The organism is Pseudomonas sp. AC247, from assembly GCF_979258015.1.
The window spans coordinates 3,255,887-3,271,525 of the sequence record NZ_OZ409829.1 but is presented as its reverse complement, the minus strand read 5'-3'; the positions used below and the strand labels follow the sequence as shown (position 1 = coordinate 3,271,525).

The window sequence follows — 15,639 nt, the reverse complement described above, 5'->3', positions numbered from 1 at the left end:
GAGGGGCTTGGTGGGCGGGAGTTCCGTGGCAGGGCAAAGTCTGCGTTTTTGCAAAGCAAACGCAGGCAGCGCCATGGCGGGGCTGCCCGGTTTTTTCCACGGAGAAGCGTCAGATCACCCCGCACGCCATGCGATCACCGCCACCGCCCAGCGGTTTGGGCATGTCGGCGTGGTTGTCGCCACCGGCGTGGATCATCAGCGCGTGCCCCTTGATCTCGGAAATCTTTTTCAGGCGTGGCGCCAGTACGGGATAGTTGGCGATGCCGTCAGCTGTCACGTAAACCGCCGGCAAGTCGCCGAGATGGCCATCGGCGTAAGGGCCGAGGTGTTTGCCGGTTTTTTGCGGGTCGAAGTGGCCGCCGGCAGCCAGTGCTGCGCCTTTGACACCGTCTTTCATACCCGCCTCGCAACTGCCGTTTTCATGCACATGAAAGCCATGGATGCCGGCCGGCAGGGATTTCAGATCAGGGGTGTACAACAGGCCGTACGGCGTTTCACTGACAGTGACCGAGCCGATCGCCTGCGGCGCACCGTCGGCGCTGACCAGATTGATGGCGACTTTTTCCGTCGCTGCCTGCGCGGTGCCGATGGCGAAGGTGCCGAGCAAGCCTAACCACAGAGCGCGTTTCATAAGCGTTTCCTTGTGCATGAGGGTTTTTCAATGACGGACTCAATAGCCGGCCGGCATTAACCGGCGATGAAGGCCTCGGCCGCCTGCGTGCAAAGTGTGACTTGTCACGCAATCGGAAAGTTTTCTGGCATTCAGCCCTCACGCGGACACCTGCTGACACGCACTGGCCCGGCAGACCTGCGCAGATAGGCTTAACTGAAGGTCTGACAAGCGTTTACGGGCGTGACCAAGGAGGAAAACCCGGTGTCGATCAAACTGCGTTTAGTGTTGCTGATTGTTACTAGCCTGCTGACGGCGTTGCTGGTCAGTCTGGTCAGCTATGTCGGCAATCAGCGGATGGCCACGGCAGTCAGCGATAACGCGGTCAGCATGAGCGCGCTGCGCAACCACATGGAAGCCGACATGATGCACGACGCCCTGCGCGCCGATGTCTACTCGGCAATGCTGGTCGGGCTGGGCAAAAGCACCAGCACGGCAGTCGAAGCGCGAAACTCGATCGACGAGCATGCGGGGCATTTCCGTGAAGTGCTGGAGGAGAATCTCAAGCTGCCGATCAACCCGACGTTGCGCACGGCGTTGGAGCAGATCAAGCCGAGCCTCGACACCTACATCAATGCCGGTGAACGGATTGTCGGTCTGGCGCTGGACAATCCGCAGGCTGCGCAGCAGGAACTCGGCACGTTCAACAGCGCCTTCAGCCAGCTCGAAACACAGATGGCCGCGTTGAGCGAGTTGATTGAAAGCAATACCCGGCAAACCAGCGAAGCCACTGAAGCTGCCATCCGCAACGCCAACATCGCCCTCGCTGTCGTGTTGCTCGCCGGTTTGCTGCTGTTAATGGTGGAAGGGCGCTGGGTGATTCGCAGCATCACGGGGCCGTTGCAAACCGCCAGCCGCATCGCCGAGAGCATCGCCCACGGTAATCTGAGCGAGCCGATCAACGAGCCAACCGGCAAGGACGAAGCCAGCGCCCTGATTCGTACGCTGGCAACCATGCAGCGGGATTTGCGCAACATGATCGACGTGGTGCGCAGCAATGCCCATGGCGTCAGCGGCATGAGCGAGCAGCTCAGTCACGGTTGCCATCAGGTCGCCGACAGCAGCCAGCAGCAAAGTGTCGCCGCCAGCACCATGGCTGCCGCGGCCAGCCAGATGACCGCGAGCATCGAGGAAATCACCCGCCACGCCGAACGTGCCTTGAGCATGGCCAGCCAGGCCGAAAACCTTGCCAAGGAGGGCGGCGGGGTGATTCATCAAGTGGTCAGTGACATGGATGACATCGCCCGTTCGGCGCAACAGTCGGCACAGGTGATCCGCACGCTGGATCAGGAATCCGAAGGCATCTTCAACATCATTCAGGTGATCAAGAGCATTGCCGACCAGACCAACCTGCTGGCGCTCAATGCCGCGATCGAAGCCGCTCGCGCGGGAGAACAGGGTCGGGGCTTTGCCGTGGTGGCCGACGAAGTGCGCAGTCTGGCAGCGCGCACCAGTGCTTCTACCCAGGAAATCGCCGCGATGGTCGCGCGTATTCAAAGCAGCACGCGCGAGGCAGTCAGCAGCATGGAAGCGGGGGTTGCGCAGGTCGACAAAGGCATGGCGGTGACGGCGGATGTCGAGCGGGCGATCCGCGAAATCCTCGACGCCACGTTGAGCACGACGCAACTGGTCAACGACATCACCCGCACGATTGGCGAGCAGAGTCAGGCCAGTAACGAGATTGCCCACCAGGTGGAAATGATTGCCGGGATGTCCGAGGGCAACAGCCGGGTGATCGGGCAAACGGCGACTACCACCGATGAGCTGTCGAGCCTGGCAGGGCAGCTGGCGCAGTCGGTGGATCGGTTTCGGTTGTGACAGCAGGGCGGTTCTATGGTGTCGGGCCTGACGCCATCGCGGGCAAGCCCGCTCCCACAGTTTCTGCGGTGTAAATACAAACCTGGTAACACCATCAAACTTTGTGGGAGCGGGCTTGCCCGCGATGAGGCCAGACCCGTCACCCTGACGCTATTGATAAAACACACGGTCATGTTCAGCTGCTATCGGCCGATAAGCCCCTGAGCGGAAAAAGACTCTCAAGTCGGGAACAGACGCGCGGGTTTGCCCTGACGTGATATTCTGCGCGCCAACTTGGTTTGACCTAATTCAGTTTGCTTGCCTTCGGGCGGGCTGACGGAATCCCTGTCGCTCAAGTAGCTGAAGCCAATAATGATAAAAAGTCAGTTCAGAAGGGACATTAACTGAGGTCGATGCAGCACGTCGGCCTTGTGTGCCCACCCGTCAAAATTGAAGTGTGCCGGAATCTGCGACGCTAGCCTGAGCGTCATCAAAGCGGATCGCATACAGATAACAGCGGCGGGCGGAAGGCGTTTTATCATAGGTGCAACAGATGTTTAAAAAAGTGAACACAGCCCTGCTGGGTCTGGCTTTGGCGATGGGGATGACATCCGCCAATGCTGACGAAGCAAAGAAAGTCGACGTTCTGCTGATCGGCGGCGGCATCATGAGCACCACCCTGGGTGTGTGGATCAATGAGCTGGAGCCAAGCTGGTCGATGGAAATGGTCGAGCGCCTCGATGGCGTCGCCCTGGAAAGCTCCAACGGCTGGAACAACGCCGGTACCGGTCACTCGGCTCTGGCTGAGCTGAACTACACCCCGGAAGACGACAAAGGCAACGTGACGATCCCGAAAGCCGTCGAGATCAACGAAGCGTTCCAGGTGTCCCGTCAGTTCTGGGCCTGGCAGGTTCAGCAAGGCGTTCTGAAGAACCCTCGCTCGTTCATCAACACCACGCCGCACATGAGCTTCGTGTGGGGTGATGACAACATCAAGTTCCTGAAAAAGCGCTACGAAGCCCTGCAAGCGAGCCCGCTGTTCGCCGGCATGCAGTACTCCGAAGACCCGGCTGTGATCAAGAAGTGGGTTCCGCTGATGATGGAAGGGCGTGACCCGAACCAGAAAATCGCGGCCACCTGGAGCCCGCTGGGTACCGACATGAACTTCGGCGAAATCACCCGCCAGTTCGCTGCCCACCTGCAAACCAAGCCTAACTTCGATCTGAAACTGTCGAGCGAAGTCGAGGACATCACCAAGAATGCCGATGGCACTTGGCGTGTCAGCTACAAAAACCTGAAAGACGGCACTAAAACCGAAACCGACGCCAAGTTCGTGTTCATCGGCGCTGGCGGCGGTGCACTGCACCTGCTGCAGAAGTCGGGCATTCCTGAAGCCAAGGAATACGCTGGCTTCCCGGTAGGCGGCTCGTTCCTGGTGACCGATAACCCGACCATCGCTGAACAGCACTTGGCCAAGGCCTACGGTAAAGCATCGGTCGGCGCACCGCCGATGTCCGTTCCGCACCTGGACACCCGTGTTCTGGACGGCAAGCGCGTGATCCTGTTTGGCCCATTCGCGACCTTCAGCACCAAGTTCCTCAAGGAAGGTTCGTACCTGGACCTGCTGACCAGCACCACCACCCACAACATCTGGCCTATGACCAAGGTCGGCATCAAGGAGTACCCGCTGGTCGAGTACCTGGCTGGCCAACTGATGCTGTCGGATGAAGACCGCATGAACGCGCTGAAGGAATACTTCCCGAACGCCAAAGCCGAAGACTGGCGCCTGTGGCAAGCCGGCCAACGCGTGCAAATCATCAAGCGTGATGAAGCCGCTGGCGGCGTGCTGAAACTGGGCACCGAAATCGTTGCTGCACAAGACGGCTCCATCGCCGGCCTGCTGGGCGCATCGCCAGGCGCGTCGACCGCTGCTCCGATCATGCTGAGCGTGCTGCAGAAAGTCTTCAAAGACAAAGTGGCTAGCCCAGAGTGGCAAACCAAGCTGCATCAGATCGTGCCAAGCTACGGCACTCAGCTGAACAGCGATCCAGCCAAAGTGGCTGCAGAGTGGGCTTACACCGCCAAGATCCTCGAACTGCCGACGCCTCCAGTCATCGGTCAGGTAGCTGCTCCGGCCGCACCTGCTGCTGAAAAAGCTGAAGCACCGAAGGAAAACGCTGCACGTGACATGGCTCTTTAACTAGACCCCTGACACACAAAACCCACTGAACCGGCGACGGTCAGTGGGTTTTTTTATGCACTGTCCCCCTGTAGGAGCTGCCGAAGGCTGCGATCTTTTGATCTTGTTTTTAAGATCAAAAGATCGCAGCCTTCGGCAGCTCCTACAGGTCCATTCAGGGTTTGGCGGAGGCGAGGTACGCGCCGAGTCGACGGCCCATCTCTTCACCCAGCGCCTGCAATCCGCTCAGCGGTCGCACCATCACTTCAAACTCGACAATCTTGCCGTGCTCATCAAAACGAATCATGTCGATGCCTTTGAGCTCCTTCGCTCCCACCTTGGCGCTGAATTCCAGAACCACGTTCAAACCATCCGCTGTCGCCAGTTCACGGTGGTAGTGGAAGTCCTCAAACACCTCGAACACCGTATTGAGGATCATCGACACCACCGGTGCGCCGGGATAGGGCGTGTGTGCCATTGGCGAGCGAAACACGGCTTGCGCATCGAGCAGCTCGGGCAGGGCGCTCAAGTTGCCGGTGCGGATTATCTCGTGCCAGCGGTTCAGGGACTCTGCAACGTTGGCTTGCAGCTTCAGCTCAGTCATGTGCACTCCGGTTATTTTTGTTGTTGTTCAGACGATGGCGATGACTCTAGATCAACACGCCAACAAGGCAACCATGTTGCTATCCCCTGAATATCCCCCCATGCACACCTGTAGGAGCTGCCGCAGGCTGCGATCTTTTGACTTTCAATCTCGAAAGAAAAGATCAAAAAATCCCGGCCGCGACAGGATCAGATGTCATCTGATACGCTTTTTTCGTTTCAATCTGCCTCTGTAACCGGTTCAGTCACAGGCTCAGAATAGCTGCGCAGTCCGGTCACTCGCGACAGTTCTTCATCCCGAAGCGTCCGGTGCTCCGCAAGCTCAGCAATGGAGAGAGCAACATGAACAAGATGGCTTTTTTTCTCGGTGGATTTCTGACATTGACCATTCTGATCGGCATGCTGGCAACCATTTCTCCGGTCTGACCTCACAACGACGTCTGAGCGTGTGAAGTTCACGGATTGGGGCGCATTAATCATGTTTTAATGCCGCGCCCAAAAAACTGCAAATGGACTTCACACTCATGGCCGAACAACGTATTCGCGCGCTCGCACTCTGCGTCTTTCATGACAAAGGCCGGATCCTCGTCAATCAGTTTCACGACCCCGTCACACAGCAGACGATCTACCGGCCTGTCGGCGGTGGCATCGAATTCGGCGAAACCAGCGCCCAGGCAATTGCCCGAGAAGTCGAGGAGGAGTTGGGCTTTGCGATGACCGCGCTTCAACTGCTCGGGACGCTCGAAAGTCTGTTCGTCTACAACGGCACGCCCGGCCACGAGATCGTCCAGGTCTATGACGCTCACTTCGCCGATTCCAGCCTCTATGAGCGATCCCACCTTGAGGGGCATGAAAGTGACGGCGCTGCCTTCACCGTGCGCTGGCATGACAGCGCCAGCTTCAGCGAACAGACGCCGTTGGTGCCGGTGGGGCTGGAGGCGCTGCTGAAGAACGCCGGGTTGCTTGATTGAGTTCAGCGCAAGGTCGTGATGTGCGCCTTGCGCCTGATTGCAACGTGCATCGCCTCAATGATTGCGTGCGTACTCGATCAGGTCTTTCGGGTAGAACATGTGATCGATTTTGCTGTCATCGATGTTGTACAAAAAGGCAATGGCTGCCGCTTCGATCGCCCAGTAACCGACGAAGTTGCCGCACTCGCCCTGCAAGTGAGTGTCATGCCAGGGCGCGTGTTCGAAGGACGCGTACCAGCCCTGGCAAAACTCATCCAGGCGCGCCGAAGCTGCTTCAGCCGTCTCCACGTAAATCGCCTGAACAAGCGGCGTATAGGCGTCGTGATACCACTGATCGATGTCATGCCGCCCCGGCAGCACTTTTGTCAGCAGATCCTCATACAGCGTGTCATCGCCGGCATAACCAGCCTGGTCCAGCAGTTTGACGAAGCGTGCCAGCAAGTCGTGGCGGTGCAACAAAATGCACAGCCCCATGACTTGAACCGCTTCTTGATAATCGTTCGGCCAGTCATCGATCGCCAGCGGGGAAATATGTTCGAGTTCGTTATAGATCTCTAGCGCACGCTGCAGCACTTCATACTTTTCAATCACATCCTCAAGCAATGGCACCAGTAACTCGATGGCTTCTCCGGCCGTGTAAGTCGCCAGTAGCTTATCCAGGGCGAGGCCCTGCATGTGTCTCGCACGCAGGGAGGCTTCTTCTTCGTCGGAGTCGGACTCGAATCGGTTGGTCTTGCAAAACTCGATCACCTCATCGTGTTCTTTGAAGAAGTTTTCGTAGTGGCGCGCACTGAAATACGGCTGACGCTCGATTGGCATACAGGGATCCATACATTGGAAAAAAACGCGCAAAGGGTGCGGCATTCGGGTAGGCCGATCAAGCGCACGAACGTATTCTTTTGATCTTGAAAAAACAACATCAAAAGATCGCAGCCTGCGGCAGCTCCTACATTGGAAGGGAAATCAGGGGGCGCCGAACAGCATTGTCCAGTAAACCCCTTCATCGCTGCGCGCCTCACTGGCAAAACCGGCGCCGACCTGTGTGAACATCGGGTTCATCAGGTTGGCGCAATGCCCGGGACTGGCCAGCCATCCGGCCATCGCCTTGCCCGGTGAACTCTGCCCGGCGGCAATATTTTCGCCGACCTGTCGACCCCTATAACCCGCCGCTTTGGCACGATCCGCCGGCAGATCACCATCAGGATCGCGGTGGGCGAAATAGTTGCCATACGCCATGGCTTTGCTGTGGCCCTGAGCCACTGCGCCCAACGCCCCATTCCAGCTCAATGGTCGCGCCGCCGCGAAACGCTGGCGGCCGCACATTCTTGGGCGGGCGCGGGCGGCGTTGACCTCGGCGAGCAACGCTGTGCCGACACTGCGGTTGTCACCGACGCGGCTGTCGAGCACCGGGCGGGCCAGCACCACTTGCCATTCGCTGCGAGTACGACGGATGCCGATGTCGGCGTAGGTTGCATCCAGCAATGCACCGCAATAGTCGCTTTGCAGTCGGTCGAAGGCTTCTTCTGCGTCCTGCGCACCGACGATGCGGATACTGCGCACCGCAACCGCCGAATACCCCGCTGACTTCAGCGCCTCGCGCATGCCGCCGCTGTAGCGATAACCGTTGGGTAGCACCAGATTGGATTTCAGTGCCAGCGGCGCCAGCCGTTGCGCGGGGCGCCGATCACAGCGCTGTGGGTGCGCGCGGTAATCGTTGATGGCAGCCACCAGTTGCCGTTCTGCACCGGCGTGGGCCGTGGTGGTGACGAGGGGGGAAAGGATCAGCAGGCACAGCGAAACAAGGCGAGACGAGCGAACGGCGTGGCGCATGGGGTGGATGGCTCAGAAGAAAGACAGCGCTCAAATGGGTTGCGCCGCAGAAAGCGGCGCGAATAGGACTGGGGTTTCTGGACTTGGTTCATGGCGTAGCTTGGCTTTTGTGGCGGGATGACGCCATCGCGAGCAGGCTCACTCCTACATTGGAACGCGTTCCCCTGTAGGAGTGAGCCTGCTCGCGATGTGGTCGTAGGACCACACAATTTTTCAGGCGTCCAGACATCACCGATTCAACACATCCCCCATCCACCGCCAATACTCACGACGCTCGGAAATCGAGTTATGCCCCGAATCTGGCACGATTTTCTGCGTCGCCACGCCGTTGGGGAAGTTCTCCAGCAAGCGCTGCGTACTGTCCCGCGCTATCACCTCGTCATCACTCGCCGCCAGCAGCAACGTCGGCACGCGTAAATGCGCGGCGTACTTGCCCGACTCGTAGCGATCCTTGAGCAACCATTTCACCGGCACCCACGGATACTGTTTCACGGCGACTTCTTCGAGGTTGTTGTACGGCGTCACCAGAATCAGGTTTTGCACCGGCCGCTGACTGGCCAGACGCACGGCCACCCCCGAGCCCAGGCTGCGCCCGACCACGGCGATTTGCGGATGGCTGGCATACACCTGGTCAAACAGCGCCAGGGCATCCTCGGCAATCGCCTCTTCGGACGGCGAACCGCCGCTGCCACCGAAGCCACGGTAGTGCAGGAAATACAACGCGTAATCGGGAAATGCTGCGGCGAACTCCGGCACGTTGCGCGAGACGTCTTCGGCATTGCCGCCAAAATAGATCAGTGCCCGCGCGCCGACGCGCTCGTGCGTGGTCACCCAAACGTCCGCATCGGGCATTGCCAGTTTCAGGCGCGAGTCGGCCGAATTCACCGCACTGGGCTGCGGAAAATAGATCAACGAGCGCTGAAAAAAGAACAGCGCCGCACACAGCGCCAGGTACACGGCGACGATCAATACGACGAGTGACATCAGGGTTCGGGACATTCGGCTACTTTTAACGGGACAAGAAGGTTTGCTGTCGCAGTGTAGTTCAGGGTGTTCGCCGGGCAGCCTGCGCACACAACATGCAACAGATCCACGGAGCAGGGGAACCAGCATGAGCCACACTGAGGGTTACTCCCGTCGCCGATTGCTCACGCTGGCTGCCGGGGTTTCGGCAGTCTTCACTTTTGATCGGGCGTTGGCCGCAGCCACGCCTTCCGCGACTACCCGAGGCCAAACCATGCAGACCCGCGCCATCCCCTCCAGCTCAGAGTCATTGCCCCTGGTCGGTCTGGGCACGTATCGCGGTTTCGATGTGGCGCCGGGCGACCCGGTTTATCGGCAATTGCCCGCAGTGCTCGATGAGCTGTTCACCAAGGGCGGCACGGTGATCGACAGCTCGCCGATGTATGGCCGCGCCGAACAGACCACCGGTGAACTGCTGTCGATCCATGAACCGCGTTCGCCGGCGTTTCTGGCGACCAAGGTGTGGACACGCGGGCGCAAGGAGGGCATCGCACAAATGGAGCAGTCGTTCAGCCTGCTGCGCACCGAACGCATCGACCTGATGCAGATCCACAACCTGCTCGACTGGCAAACGCACCTGCCGACGTTGCGCGAGTGGAAAGCGCAGGGGCGCATCCGCTACATCGGCATCACTCATTACACGCCGTCGGCCTACGATGAAGTCGAAGCGGTGCTGAAGGCCGAACAGCTGGATTTTCTGCAAATCAACTACGCCCTTGATGACCGGGGCGTCGAGAAGCGGATTCTGCCGCTGTGCCGCGAGCGAGGGGTCGCGGTGATCTGCAATCGGCCGTTCGGCGGCGGTGGTTTACTGGGCCGGCTCAAGGGTAAACCGCTGCCAGCGTGGGTGTCGGACGTCCAAGTCAACAGCTGGCCGCAACTGGCGCTGAAGTTTCTGCTGGCGCATCCGGCGGTGACCTGTGTGATTCCGGGGACGAGCAATCCGCGTTATATGGCCGACAACGTCAGGGCCGGATTCGGGCCGATGCTCACGGATGCGCAGCGGCATCAGTTGATTGCTTTACTGGGCTAGTCAGCGGGGATATCCAGCTTGTGCCACGCGCGTGGGCCAACTCTTGCAACAAATTTTGCAGGAGCCGAGCTTGCTCGCGAAAACGGTGTATCAGTCAGCGAAAATATCGACTGATATGGCCTCTTCGCGAGCAAGCTCGGCTCCTACAGAAAGCAGGTTGGCGGTTGGGGTCAGGGACGATAGCGCAACGCTTCCAGCAACAACGCGAATGCCGGTGCTGCCTGGCGCCGGCTCGGGTAATACAGGTGGTAACCGGCGAAGGTCGGGCACCAATCCTCCAGCACTTGCACCAGGCGCCCGTCGGCCAGATAAGGTGCGACGATGTTTTCCGGAATGTAGCTCAGACCGAAGCCATCCAGCGCCGCATCAAGCAACGGGTAGACGCCGTTCAAGGTGATCTGCCCGGACACCCGCACTTTCAGGCTTTCGCCATCCTTCTCGAACTCCCAGCTGTAGAGCCCGCCATTGGTGGGCAGGCGCAGATTGTTGCAGGCGTGGTCGGTCAGGTCGCGTGGGGTTTGCGGGGCGCTGCGTTTGGCGAAATACGCGGGCGAGCCAACTACCGCCATGCGCATGTCCGGGCCGATACGTGTGGCGATCATGCCTTGCGCAACGTCTTCGCCCAAGCGCACGCCGGCGTCGAAACCCTGCCCGGCGATGTCGACGAAACCGTAATCGCAGCTGACTTCGACGGCGATGTCGGGGTATTGGGGCAGGAATTCCTTGAGCACCGGGCGCAGCAGCCAGTCCAGCGAATGGTCTGTGGCGTTGATGCGGATCTTGCCCGCCGGGGTTTCGCGCAGGTTGCTCAGGGCGGCCAGTTCCACTTCGATCTCTTCGAAACGCGGGCCGATGGTTTGCAGCAGGTGTTCGCCGGCCTCGGTGGGAGAGACGCTGCGGGTGGTGCGCGTCAACAGGCGCAGGCCAAGGCGTGCTTCGAGCGCCCGAATGGTGTGGCTCAGCGCCGATTGCGAGACGCCGAGTTTGGCCGCGGCTTTGGTGAAGCTACGTTCACGGGCCACGGCGAGGAAGGCGAGCAGGTCGGTGGCGTTTTCTCGGAGCATTGATGAGTGTCCTGCATAAGTTTTTTCGAATTCTAGTCGATTATCAAAAGAGTGCGGGTCGGTAAAGTAATTGCATTGATTCTGAGGAGGACATTGCCATGAACCCGATTGCTGCTTCTGCGTTGACCCTGTCCCTGCTGGCGGGTGAGGTACAGGCCAATGAAAATCCCCGGGTGAGCGTTACGCCCAATGGCTCGCAACCTTCGGCCCGTGGCCCGGCGGATTGGTTCACCGGCACTGTGCGCGTCGATGCGCCGTTCAAGGGCTCTGATGAAGCGCGGGTCAGTGGCGCGACGGTGACATTTGAGCCGGGTGCGCGCACCGCTTGGCACACGCATCCACTGGGACAGACATTGATCGTCACCGCCGGGGCGGGGTATGTGCAGGAATGGGGGCAGCCGGTGCGCGAGATTCGTCCAGGCGATACGGTGTGGATTGCGCCGGGCGCCAAGCATTGGCACGGTGCGGCAGCGACCACGGCCATGACCCACATCGCCATTGCTGAAGTGCTCGATGGCAAAGTGGTGGAATGGATGGAGCAGGTGAGCGCCGAGCAATACCCACAGATCGACTAATGGTCCATGTAGGAGCTGCCGCAGGCTGCGATCTTTTGACTTTTGATTTTTTAAAAGCAAGATCAAAAGATCGCAGCCTGCGGCAGCTCCTACAGAGTTAGATCATTTCGGGGAGTGAAGAGAGGATTTTATCGAGGGTGATCGGGTAATCCCGTACCCGCGCTCCAGTGGCGTTGTAGATGGCATTCGCCACCGCCGCGCTGACGCCGCAGATGCCCAGCTCACCGACCCCTTTGGCCTTCATCGGCGACGAGATCGGGTCGGTTTCATCGAGGAAAATCACCTCCTGATGGGGAATGTCGGCATGCACCGGCACCTCGTATCCGGCCAGGTCATGGTTGACGAAAAAGCCGAGCTTTTTGTCCACCGACAACTCTTCCATCAACGCCGCACCGACGCCCATGGTCATCGCACCGATCACCTGACTGCGCGCCGCTTTCGGGTTGAGAATTCGCCCGGCCGCGCACACCGCCAACATCCGCCGCACGCGCACCTCGCCGGTTGCTGCGTCCACCGCGACTTCGACGAAATGCGCGCCAAAAGTCGATTGCTGATACTGCTCGGCAAGGTCGGCGAACTCGATACTGTCCTCGGCCGTTATTGCGCCGTTTTGCGCCGCATTACGCAGCGGCACATGCTTGTCGCCTACTCGTACCTGACCGTCGACAAACTCCGCTTGATCTGCTGCCAAACCCAACTTGCCGGCTACTGCCTCGCGCAGTTTCATGCACGCGGCGTAGACGCCGGCGGTCGAGCAGTTGGCGCCGAATTGCCCACCGGAGCCGGACGAAACGGGGAAGCTCGAATCACCCAGATGCACGGTCACATCCTTCAACTCAACGCCCATCATTTCCGCTGCCGTCTGCGCGATGATCGTATAGCTGCCGGTGCCGATGTCGGTCATGTCGGTTTCCACCGTGACCCTGCCGTCGCGCTCCAGCCGTACTCGCGCGCCGGACTTGACCAACAGGTTGTTGCGAATCGCCGCTGCTACGCCCATGCCGATCAACCAGCGACCTTCGCGCCGGGTCCCGGGTTGTGCTTTACGTTGGTTCCAGCCGAACTTTTCAGCACCGACTTGCAGGCATTCGATCAACTGTCGCTGAGAAAATGGCCGGTCGGTTTTGACCGGGTCGACCTGCGTGTCGTTGAGGATGCGGAACTGAATCGGGTCGAGTTTGAGCTGCTCGGCCATTTCATCCATGGCAATTTCCAGCACCATTAACCCCGGGGTTTCGCCTGGCGCGCGCATGGAGTTGCCTTCTGGCAGATCCAGCGGTGAGAGACGCATACTGACCAGACGATTTTCAGCGGCGTAGAGCAATTGGCTAGGCTGCGCCGCAACTTCGACCTTGCCTTCTGCGAGGTTGCCCGACCAGCCTTCGTGGGCGATCGCGGTGAGTTTGCCGTCCGCCGTCGCGCCCATGCGAATGTGCTGAATGGTGGCGGGGCGGTGGGTGGTGTTGTTGGCCATCTGCGGGCGGGCGAGGGCGACTTTTACCGGTCTGCCAGCCATACGCGCACCGAGGGCCGCAAGGATTGAGTCGGCGCGGATGAACAGTTTGCCGCCGAATCCGCCACCAATGTACGGCGAGATCAGCCGAACTTTTTCCTTCGGCAGACCGAGGGTGGCAGCGATGTCGGCGACGCTCCAGGCGATCATCTGATTCGACGTCCACAGGGTCAGTTGATCGCCTTTCCACGCGGCCAATGTCGCGTGCGGCTCCATCATCGCGTGGGACTGATCCGGCGTGGTGTAGGTCTGGTCGAACTGCACCGGTGCGGCAGCAAAAGCCTTGGCGAAATCGCCGTGTTTGACATCAGGCAACTCGTCTTTCGGCTCGACGCCTTGGTCGCGCACGCTGGCCAGGTCGAACTTGCCTTCGGCGGTAACGTAATCGACCTTGACCATTTGCGCAGCGGCGCGGGCCTGTTCGAAGGTCTCTGCGACCACCAGCGCTACGGCCTGGTGATAGTGCTGAATCTCGGGCCCGGCCAGCAATGGCGCGGCGTTGTATTTACCCTTGCCGAGTTTGCCGGCGTTGGCGGCGGTGACAATGGCCAGGACGCCGGGCGCAGCTTTGGCGTCCTCCAGATCAATGTTGTTGATCCGCCCCTTGGCGATGGCCGAGCCGACCATGAAGCCGTAAGCCTGATTGGCCACGGCCTCATGCTGCTCATAGGCATAAGGCGCCTGGCCGCTGGTTTTCAACGGGCCTTCGACGCGGTCGGTGGCTTTGCCGACGACCTTCAACTGGTCAATCGGGTTGGTGGTGGCGGGCGTGTCGAATTTCATGCTTCGTCCCTCGCTTGGGCCAACACCGAGCCGAGCGTGCGCTCCACCAAGGTCAGTTTGAATTGGTTGTCATGGGTTGGCGTCGCACCGTCGAGGAGACGTTGGCTGACGGCTTTTGCGCCTTTGGGCAACAGCGCTTCGGCGGCCTCGACGCGCCATGGTTTCGGTGCAATACCGCCGACAGCGATGCGGCCACTGCCGTCCTTTTGCAGGATCAGGCCGACCGAAACCAAGGCGAACGCGTATGACGAGCGATCGCGTACCTTGTGATAAATGTGTGTGCCGCCGACGGGCGCCGGCAGTGTTACGGCGGTGATCAATTCGCCGGGCGTGAGGCTGGTTTCGATGTTCGGCGTGTTGCCCGGCAACAAATGAAAATCGGCCATGGCGATGCTGCGTGTGCTGCCGTCGGGTTTGACCGTTTCAATCTGTGCATCCAGCGCGCGCATGGCGATGGCCATGTCGCTGGGGTGCGTGGCGATACAGGCGTCGCTGACACCGATGATCCCCAGTTGCCGACTGACTCCGCCAATCGCCGCGCAACCGCTGCCGGGTTGGCGCTTGTTGCAGGCCTGATTGGTGTCGTAGAAGTAAGGGCAGCGCGTGCGTTGCAGCAGGTTGCCGGCAGTGGTCGCCATGTTGCGCAGCTGTCCGGAAGCACCGGCAAGCAATGCACGGGAAAGCAAACCGTAGTCCTTGCGCACGCGTTGGTCGGCGGCCAGATCGGTGTTGCGCACCAGCGCGCCGATGCGCAAACCGCCCTCTGGCGTGGCCTCGATTTGATCAAGGCCCAAGTGATTGACGTCGATCAGGTGCAGCGGGGTTTCGATGTCGAGCTTCATCAAATCGAGCAGATTGGTGCCGCCGGCAATGAAACGCGCACCTTCGGCTTGAGCGGCTTGCGCTGCGGCGGCCGGGGAATCGGCGCGGCTGTAACTGAACGGTCTCATGCTGGCACCTCCGCGACTTCGCTGATGGCTTCGATGATGTTCGAGTAGGCGCCGCAACGGCAGATGTTGCCGCTCATGCGCTCTTGAAATTCCCGGGCGATCAACTGTGGCGCCTCGGTGAGGCTTTCACTGACGTGGCTTGGAATGCCGTCACGGATTTCCTTGATGACAGCCACTGCCGAGCAGATTTGCCCGGGCGTGCAATATCCACACTGATAGCCGTCGTGCTTGATGAACGCGGCTTGCATCGGATGCAACTTGTCGGGCATGCCGAGGCCTTCGATGGTGGTGACTTCGCTGCCGTCGTGCATCACTGCGAGGGTCAAACACGAGTTGATCCGCCGGCCATCGGCAATCACCGTGCAGGCGCCGCATTGGCCGTGGTCGCAGCCTTTTTTGGTGCCGGTCAGTTGCAGGTGTTCGCGCAGGGCATCGAGCAGGGTGGTGCGGGTGTCGACATCAAGCGCGCGCGGCTTGCCGTTGACGTTGATCGTCACTTTGCTCATGGCCGGTTGCTCCAGGTTGGCCGCGTAGGCCTTAAGGCTGATAAATGGCGGCATCGCGAATGCCGTGGCGGTCACGGCGCCGAGGATCAGAAATCCGCGTCGGGAAATCGTCATGGTTCGATTCCTTTTCTCTCTCAATCAG

General features: G+C 59.9%; 14 protein-coding genes and 1 pseudogene. 6 read left to right on the top strand and 9 right to left on the bottom strand.

Going from position 1 to position 15,639, the window contains the following annotated elements; all coding sequences use genetic code 11:
- Positions 1 to 109 precede the first annotated feature (109 nt).
- Positions 110 to 631: a superoxide dismutase [Cu-Zn] SodC gene (sodC, locus tag ACZZ0B_RS14790; RefSeq protein WP_463545599.1), complete on the bottom strand. Its 522-nt coding sequence runs from the start codon at positions 629 to 631 to the stop codon at positions 110 to 112.
- A 222-nt stretch (positions 632 to 853) separates the two neighbouring features.
- Between sodC and ACZZ0B_RS14785 the strand changes: the two are divergent.
- The 3 genes and pseudogenes from ACZZ0B_RS14785 to mqo all read left to right on the top strand — a co-directional run.
- A pseudogene (locus ACZZ0B_RS14785) lies at positions 854 to 1,630 on the top strand (MCP four helix bundle domain-containing protein); the annotation flags it as partial.
- Positions 1,625 to 2,488 carry a methyl-accepting chemotaxis protein gene (locus ACZZ0B_RS14780; RefSeq protein WP_440096247.1) on the top strand — a complete coding sequence of 288 codons (864 nt, stop codon included), beginning with the start codon at positions 1,625 to 1,627 and terminating at the stop codon, positions 2,486 to 2,488. The pseudogene ACZZ0B_RS14785 and the gene ACZZ0B_RS14780, both read left to right, overlap by 6 nt.
- A gap of 532 nt (positions 2,489 to 3,020) precedes the next feature.
- A complete protein-coding gene (mqo, locus tag ACZZ0B_RS14775; RefSeq protein ID WP_008082399.1) occupies positions 3,021 to 4,667 on the top strand; it encodes a malate dehydrogenase (quinone) in 1,647 nt (548 codons plus the stop codon).
- A gap of 154 nt (positions 4,668 to 4,821) precedes the next feature.
- Here the strand turns inward: mqo and ACZZ0B_RS14770 are convergent, their stop codons facing one another.
- Positions 4,822 to 5,250: a nuclear transport factor 2 family protein gene (locus ACZZ0B_RS14770; RefSeq protein ID WP_463545598.1), complete on the bottom strand. Its 429-nt coding sequence runs from the start codon at positions 5,248 to 5,250 to the stop codon at positions 4,822 to 4,824.
- Positions 5,251 to 5,773: 523 nt separating this feature from the next.
- Between ACZZ0B_RS14770 and ACZZ0B_RS14765 the strand changes: the two genes are divergently transcribed.
- Positions 5,774 to 6,220, top strand: a complete 447-nt coding sequence (locus ACZZ0B_RS14765) for an NUDIX hydrolase (protein WP_008086879.1) — start codon at positions 5,774 to 5,776, stop codon at positions 6,218 to 6,220.
- A 54-nt stretch (positions 6,221 to 6,274) separates the two neighbouring features.
- Here ACZZ0B_RS14765 and ACZZ0B_RS14760 read toward each other — a convergent pair whose 3' ends face one another.
- From ACZZ0B_RS14760 to ACZZ0B_RS14750, 3 genes are all read right to left on the bottom strand, one after another.
- On the bottom strand, positions 6,275 to 7,039 hold the full coding sequence (locus ACZZ0B_RS14760; protein WP_463545597.1) for a PoNe immunity protein domain-containing protein: 765 nt from the start codon (positions 7,037 to 7,039) through the stop codon (positions 6,275 to 6,277).
- A gap of 144 nt (positions 7,040 to 7,183) precedes the next feature.
- Complete coding sequence (locus ACZZ0B_RS14755; RefSeq protein WP_463545596.1) at positions 7,184 to 8,050, bottom strand: CAP domain-containing protein; 867 nt, start codon at positions 8,048 to 8,050, stop codon at positions 7,184 to 7,186.
- Positions 8,051 to 8,278: 228 nt separating this feature from the next.
- Entirely contained in the window at positions 8,279 to 9,049 is a 771-nt protein-coding gene (locus ACZZ0B_RS14750) for an alpha/beta hydrolase (protein ID WP_463545595.1), read from the bottom strand.
- 112 nt (positions 9,050 to 9,161) lie between these two features.
- On the opposite strand from ACZZ0B_RS14750, the gene ACZZ0B_RS14745 reads away from it, so the two are divergent.
- Positions 9,162 to 10,106 carry an aldo/keto reductase gene (locus tag ACZZ0B_RS14745; RefSeq protein ID WP_463545594.1) on the top strand — a complete coding sequence of 315 codons (945 nt, stop codon included), beginning with the start codon at positions 9,162 to 9,164 and terminating at the stop codon, positions 10,104 to 10,106.
- A gap of 170 nt (positions 10,107 to 10,276) precedes the next feature.
- Here the strand turns inward: ACZZ0B_RS14745 and ACZZ0B_RS14740 are convergent, their stop codons facing one another.
- Positions 10,277 to 11,170, bottom strand: coding sequence for a LysR family transcriptional regulator (locus tag ACZZ0B_RS14740; protein WP_463545593.1), 894 nt, complete (start codon positions 11,168 to 11,170; stop codon positions 10,277 to 10,279).
- Between the two features lie 98 nt (positions 11,171 to 11,268).
- Here ACZZ0B_RS14740 and ACZZ0B_RS14735 point away from each other — a divergent pair, with 98 nt between their 5' ends.
- The gene (locus tag ACZZ0B_RS14735) at positions 11,269 to 11,745 is read left to right on the top strand and encodes a (R)-mandelonitrile lyase (RefSeq protein ID WP_440096218.1); all 477 of its coding nucleotides are present in this window, start codon (positions 11,269 to 11,271) and stop codon (positions 11,743 to 11,745) included.
- A 97-nt stretch (positions 11,746 to 11,842) separates the two neighbouring features.
- On the opposite strand, the gene paoC is transcribed toward ACZZ0B_RS14735, so the two are convergent.
- The 3 genes from paoC to paoA are packed head-to-tail and all read right to left on the bottom strand — an operon-like array spanning position 11,843 to position 15,611.
- Positions 11,843 to 14,041: an aldehyde oxidoreductase molybdenum-binding subunit PaoC gene (gene paoC, locus ACZZ0B_RS14730; protein ID WP_463545592.1), complete on the bottom strand. Its 2,199-nt coding sequence runs from the start codon at positions 14,039 to 14,041 to the stop codon at positions 11,843 to 11,845.
- On the bottom strand, positions 14,038 to 14,991 hold the full coding sequence (locus tag ACZZ0B_RS14725) for an FAD binding domain-containing protein (RefSeq protein WP_463545591.1): 954 nt from the start codon (positions 14,989 to 14,991) through the stop codon (positions 14,038 to 14,040). Before ACZZ0B_RS14725 ends, paoC begins: the two co-directional genes overlap by 4 nt.
- The gene (gene paoA, locus ACZZ0B_RS14720; protein WP_463545590.1) at positions 14,988 to 15,611 is read right to left on the bottom strand and encodes an aldehyde dehydrogenase iron-sulfur subunit PaoA; all 624 of its coding nucleotides are present in this window, start codon (positions 15,609 to 15,611) and stop codon (positions 14,988 to 14,990) included. The genes ACZZ0B_RS14725 and paoA overlap by 4 nt, the downstream gene beginning before the upstream one ends.
- Between the last annotated feature and the right edge of the window lie 28 nt (positions 15,612 to 15,639).